The sequence below is a fragment of the Okeania sp. genome (assembly GCF_983059655.1).
The window spans coordinates 1-6254 of sequence record NZ_CEZPJD010000456.1 but is presented as its reverse complement, the minus strand read 5'-3'; the positions used below and the strand labels follow the sequence as shown (position 1 = coordinate 6254).

The window sequence follows — 6254 nt, the reverse complement described above, 5'->3', positions numbered from 1 at the left end:
CCACTAATACTGCCAGTTTCTATTGCATCGTTATCAATAATTGTGCCTATTCCTTGGTTATCTAGAATATTGCCACTAGAAGCACTAGTAAGATTAACATTAAATATTTCATTGCCTTCATTTGCTTCGTTATCATCAATAATTGGAACTGTTATTGTAGTGCTAGTTGCTCCAGGTGCAATAGAAACAACGCCTAATGTAGTCTCGATATAGTCGTTTTGTGGTGTAGCGCTGCTCTCATTATTATCACTGCTAGTATTATAGTTTAAGTTGATATTTTCGTTGCTCGCTCCATCTAACCTAACAGTGAATATAGCATTACCATCAGCTTCATTAACTATGACATCATTAATACTAATATTAATATTTGGAACAACAGGTTCGTCATCATCTATAATTGTACCTAAACCTATACCATCAGATATAACTGCGTTAATAGGATTACTCAGATTAACATTAAATATTTCATCTGGTTCGTCAATCTCATCATTTAAAATATCTACTGTAACTGTGGCAGTGGTTTGAGTTTCTGGAATTGTCACCGTATTATTAGCAGCAGTATAATCTTGTCCTGCTAATGCTGTATCATCACTGGTGCTGTAGTTAACTGTTACATCATTAAAAGTAGGTTGAGATAAACTGATAGTAAATTCTGCTGTACCCGCATTTTCATTGACTGTGGCATCATTAATCGATACAGTTACACTATCGTTATCAATAATTTCTAAACTAGCGCTGCCAAGGGGAGTTGCTGGAGATTCGGTAATTTCATTAACTAAATTAAGAGTCAGATTCTCGATGCCTTCAGGTGCGGTATCATCATTAATAGATACAATTACATCAGCAATAGTTTGACCTGGAGAAAAAGTAACAGGAATTGGCGTGTTATTAAAATCCTGAGTATCTGACTCTGGAGCTAATGGCGGAGCTGCACCTGTAGCTGTGCCATTAATTAGTTGTATTTGTATTGTCTCAGCATTATTCGTATTTCCACTACGTTGAACTTGTATCGAATCACCTGCTAACGTACCATCCTCATTAATACGGTATAAGTCGTTTGTAAAAGTAAAAGTAGTGGGCGTAATTATCTGAGATGCTTCAAACGCACCAATATCAACAGCATTTCCATTCACCCGAGGAAACCCTTCACCACGTTGGTCAAAGTTTGTAGCAGGAGGAATATCAGCATCATTGCCACCATTAATAGCAGGATTATTAACATCCTCAACTAAAGCATGAGTTTGTGTGATACCTCCATTATTCTGTAAAGTGGTATCTAGCACAGAATTAATTGAAACTTGCAATACTTCCTCTGAATTAAAACCACTACTGCCCATAATATCACCGATTAGATTAGAGCCATTGCTATTAAATGCTCCTACTAAAGTGTTGTTGATACCTGAAACATCTGGCTCAACAGTTGTTGATGAATTATCAAAGTTTCCAGCAATAATAGTATTGTTAATATTAACTGTGCCATCATTAGCAATACCACCACCATTCCCCTCTTCATCCGGATCGTTATTATCTGCAATATTTTGGGTAATAGTGCTGTTATTTAGCTCTAAAATACTTGTGTCTAAGGTATTATCATTCCAAATACCACCACCATAATTTCCTGCTAGATTTCCAGAAATTGTGCTGTTACTTACTGTAGCATTGCCAACGTTACGAATTCCACCACCATCATCATCTGCATTATTTGTAGAAATAGTGCTGTTAATTAGTGTAAATGTACCCGTACCGTCATTATCGATACCACCACCATAAGCTGCCGAATTGTTCCCAGAAATCGTACTGTTACTTACAGTAGCACTACCCTCGTTCTCAATTCCTCCACCACCCAACTCAAGACTTGTGACTGTATTACCAGAAATAGTACTATTGTTTACTTCTAAGACAGCATTCTGATTATTACTAATACCACCTCCAGAATCAGCAATATTATTAGAGATTGTACTAGTAGCATTTATTCGGACTGTAGCAGGTTGTACTCCTGATGATGTAGTATCTACATTGAAAATTCCACCACCCTGTGCAATTGCTGTATTCCCAGAAATATTACTATTGTTAACCGTCACTAAACTGGTTACTGTTGGTATACCACTGCGATTATAAATTCCAGCACCTCTAGCACTTGCATTTCCAGAAATTGTACTGTTATTCAGTGTTAGATTGCCACTTCCATTATAAATACCACCACCAAAACTATTATTATTCTCAATATTTGTACTATTACTAGAAATCGTACTATCATTTATTTCTAAAGTACCTCGGTTAAAAATACCACCGCCACCTTGGTTGCTGTAATTGTTGGAAATTGTACTATTGTTAACTGTGGCAGTTGCATTAGTCTCAATTAATATTCCCCCACCCTCTGAGGCAAGTGACCCATTACTAATAGTTACACTATTAATATTGACTGTTGCATTATTAATATTAAAAACTCGTACTTCATTCCCACCACTAATAGTTAAATTAGATTGACCAGTTCCTGTGATCGTTAAATCGTCACTAATAATTATTCCACCAGATACAATACCTGGATTAGAAGTAAGAGTAATTGTTTGAGGCGTACCAAATACATCAGGGTCAAAAATTATAGTGTCACCACCATCACCAACTTCTCCCAAGTCAGTAGCTGTATCATTGTTGGCAGCCAAAATAGCCTCCCGCAATGTTACCAACCCATCACCGCTTACCTGATTATCACCTGTACTATTAACTGTTAAGTCAGCAAATACTCCCCCATAACTTACCAAAACCTCTTCCCCAAACGCCAAATTATCCCCAACTTCCCCAACTTTAACCCCAAGTTCCCAACTACCACCTAATTCTGCACAACCAACAGGACTAATAGCAGCAGCAACACCCACTCCTGTCAACTCATGGAACCTGCCCAAAAAAGCTGACCCAATATCTCCCGTAGCTACTTCACAACCATACAAAAATATCCCACCAGTTCCAATGAACTTGCCCCAACTTTTAAACTCTGCTCCATATTCGCCTAAGTTGGAGAAGCTTAACTTGATGTTACCCAACTGCAAACTACCAGGGGAACCATGACAAACAATATGAAGACTATTAACTGGATAATCCAACATAGCTCTAGTTATTTGTCTGATCTCATCTTCTTCCGAGTTCAGAATGACAACTTTTGCTCCTGGCAAAACCCCAGATGCTAACATTTGATAATTTTCTACTCTGGGATCGATAATTACTAACATTCCCATGGCAGGTGGCCAAATACTCACACAATGCTTATTACTTGTTAACTTTTTATCGAGAATGTCTTGGTTGTGATTTTGGTTTAAAAAGTTCATGTTCAACAATTAATAATTAATAATTAATAATTAACAATTACCTCTTCTTGAAAAGAAGAGAATCGACCAAGAGAAAGTAAACTTCAGCATTTTATTGCCTCTTGCTTTCCTAGTTTATGCTGCGCAAACAGCGGTCAGTACAACTGATAACTGAAATTACTATAGCAATTCCCATAATGGTGAGCTACAAAATTTTAGGCTTGAGGGAATAGGGAACAGGGAACAGGGAACAGAGAATAAAAAGACAAAAAGATAACTGTACCTCACGACCTTGGGAAACGCTATACAACCTCTTGATACAAGTATTTATACTGTTTAGTTTTTTTTGATTTGTGAATTTTATAATAGACATCTCCAATAATAAAAAATCAAATCAATTATCGCACAGAAATTATCAATTCTTTTCCCTCCTGGGAGAGGTTAGGGTTGGGTTCCCTACTGCCTACTGCCTACTCTCTCTTTTCTTATAAAGAACTAACACAACGGCAATAAAAATAATATTAAATTTTATTTCTTCCCCACTCCCCTACTCCCCCACTCCCCTACTCAAGAGACAGAAAGTTTTTGAGAAATGAATGATCTTAGCTAGGTTGCTGGAAGAAGATATTAATGATATAAACGTCTTAAATTATTATGTACTGAAAGTAAAGTACACCAATTTAAATAAATCTACTGATAAGATAAGGACGAAATCAAGTGATAAGTAAATTTTTATTATCTTTAATCTCAATATTTATTTTAGGGCTTCCTTTAACATGGGCAAAATCTGCAATTGGCATAACACAAATAAATTCTACAAAAGTTAAACCTCAAGATGAATCTTTTTCCTATTTACTATCACCACCAACATTACAAAATTTGAACAACTCCCAGTTTGCTTCTTCAACAGTTAGAAAAAAAACCTTACAATTAGCACAAGCATCAGATGAATATGACGACCTTTCAGAACTAGACCAAGTAACCTCCGTATCCCAACTCTCAGATATTCAACCCACTGATTGGGCATTTCAAGCATTACAATCATTAGTAGAACGTTATGGCTGTATTGTAGGATATCCAGACAGCACTTACAAAGGCAACCGAGCTATGACCCGATACGAATTTGCTGCTGGGTTAAATGCCTGTTTAGATAGAATGACAGAATTAATTGGCCAGTCTACTGTAGACTTAGCAAGTCGCGAGGATATGGCTACCGTTCAACGTTTAGTCGAAGAATTTGCCCCAGAGTTAGCTACCCTTCGTGGTCGAATAGATGTACTTGAAGCTCGCACCGCAGAATTAGAAGCAAATAGGTTTAATGGCACTACGACAATATTTGGTGGAGAAGTAATATTTGGCTTAACCAATGGTTTCGGTGGCGAGGACGTAGTCAATGCTTTTGGCAGGAGTGGAGACGGAGACAAAAACACAATTTTTAATTATCTAGTACGACTGCAAACAGCTACAACCTTTACAGGTAAAGACCGCTTACGAATAGAATTGGGTGCTGCAAATTTCAGTAGTACTGGTTTTGCAGGTAGCCAGTCATTTAATACAGACATGGCAATCTTATCTTATCAAACAAATACAGATGATGAGTTTCAGATATTTAAGTTGGAATATCGTTTTCCTGCTTTTGGCGATCGCGTGGTCTTCACTTTCCGTCCAGTCAACTTCAGCTTAAATAGTGTCCTCACAGCTAACTCCCCTTATTTTGATGCAGGTCGTGGATCTATTTCCCGGTTTACTGACTCTAGTCCCATATTTAAGATAGGTAGATTAGATTCTGGTTTGGGTTTTGACTGGTTAGTTACTGACAAAGTACGTTTGCAAGTTGCCTACGGTACGCGGGATAGCGAAAACCCTGGCAACGCTCCTACAGGCCAAGGTGGTATTACTGATGCTGGTCACAGTGCTGTGGGAGTCCAATTTTTAACTGTTCCATTTGATAATGTATTGACTGGTGTAACTTATATTAATGCTTATTCAGAAGATGGTTATTTGGATACCTTTACTGGTAGTTTAAATGCTGATACTTCTGGAGGATTAGGTCTACCTGCTAATATTAATGCTGTTGGTGGTACAGTACAATGGCGAGTTTGGGAGAAAATAACTCTGGGTGCTTGGGGAGGATGGGTATTTACAAATTATATAAATTCTGATGCTCATGCTACTTCTAATACTTATTTATTTTCTGTCGGTATGTCTGACCCTTTTGGTCGTCAAGGAGATTTATTTGCAGTTTTATTTGGTAAACCGTTAAAATTAGTTGATGGAGATAATGGCATTGAAGAAGATGAGGATACTTCTTATCATATTGAAACTTTTTATCGGTATAAAGTGAATGATTTTATCACAATTACTCCCGGAGTTTTTGTAGTGACTAATCCAGAACATAATAAAGATAATGAAACAATTGTGATAGGAGTTTTACGGACAACTTTTCGCTTTTGACCTTGAAGAAGGAAGAATTCAATAATGAATAATTAATAATTAGGGCTTGCTGATTAAACCTAAACGTCTTTACTGATATTAGTTTTAGCCTTTTTGAGTAGTGAAAAAGTACCTGGTTTTCAGCTGCTCATGCTCAAAAATTTACCATTTTAGGTGCATAGTTGGGCAAAAAAAAATTACTTTCCTGCTACTCTACTCCCCTATTCCCCCGCTCCCCTACTCCTTAAAAAAGACTTTTTCAGTAAGCCTTAATTACCTCTCCTTGAAAAGAAGAGGGTTGACTAAAAGGAAGAAAAAATGGATGGGGACTCAAACCTCAACTAAATTGTCAACACTGCTCATAAGGTGTGGGTTATTAAACCCAAATGAAAAAGATAAAAAAATTTAGAACAATTATAGCATTTCTCAGTAAGTGTGAGGTACACTACAGGAGATCCCCCCTAATCCTCTTTGACAAGAAGGGAAAGCATAAATACCGATTTAAAAGAGGATTTAGGG

The 6254-nt window shown here is 37.1% G+C and carries 2 protein-coding genes; one reads left to right on the top strand and one right to left on the bottom strand.

Translation table 11 applies throughout. From position 1 onward, the window contains the following. Positions 1-3323: DUF4347 domain-containing protein (locus AC3DU7_RS21705; protein ID WP_488041384.1), on the bottom strand; the 3323-nt coding region annotated here is incomplete at its 3' end. A gap of 696 nt (positions 3324-4019) precedes the next feature. Here AC3DU7_RS21705 and AC3DU7_RS21700 point away from each other — a divergent pair. Continuing rightward, on the top strand, positions 4020-5756 hold the full coding sequence (locus tag AC3DU7_RS21700) for an iron uptake porin (RefSeq protein ID WP_488041383.1): 1737 nt from the start codon (positions 4020-4022) through the stop codon (positions 5754-5756). Positions 5757-6254: the final 498 nt, after the last annotated feature.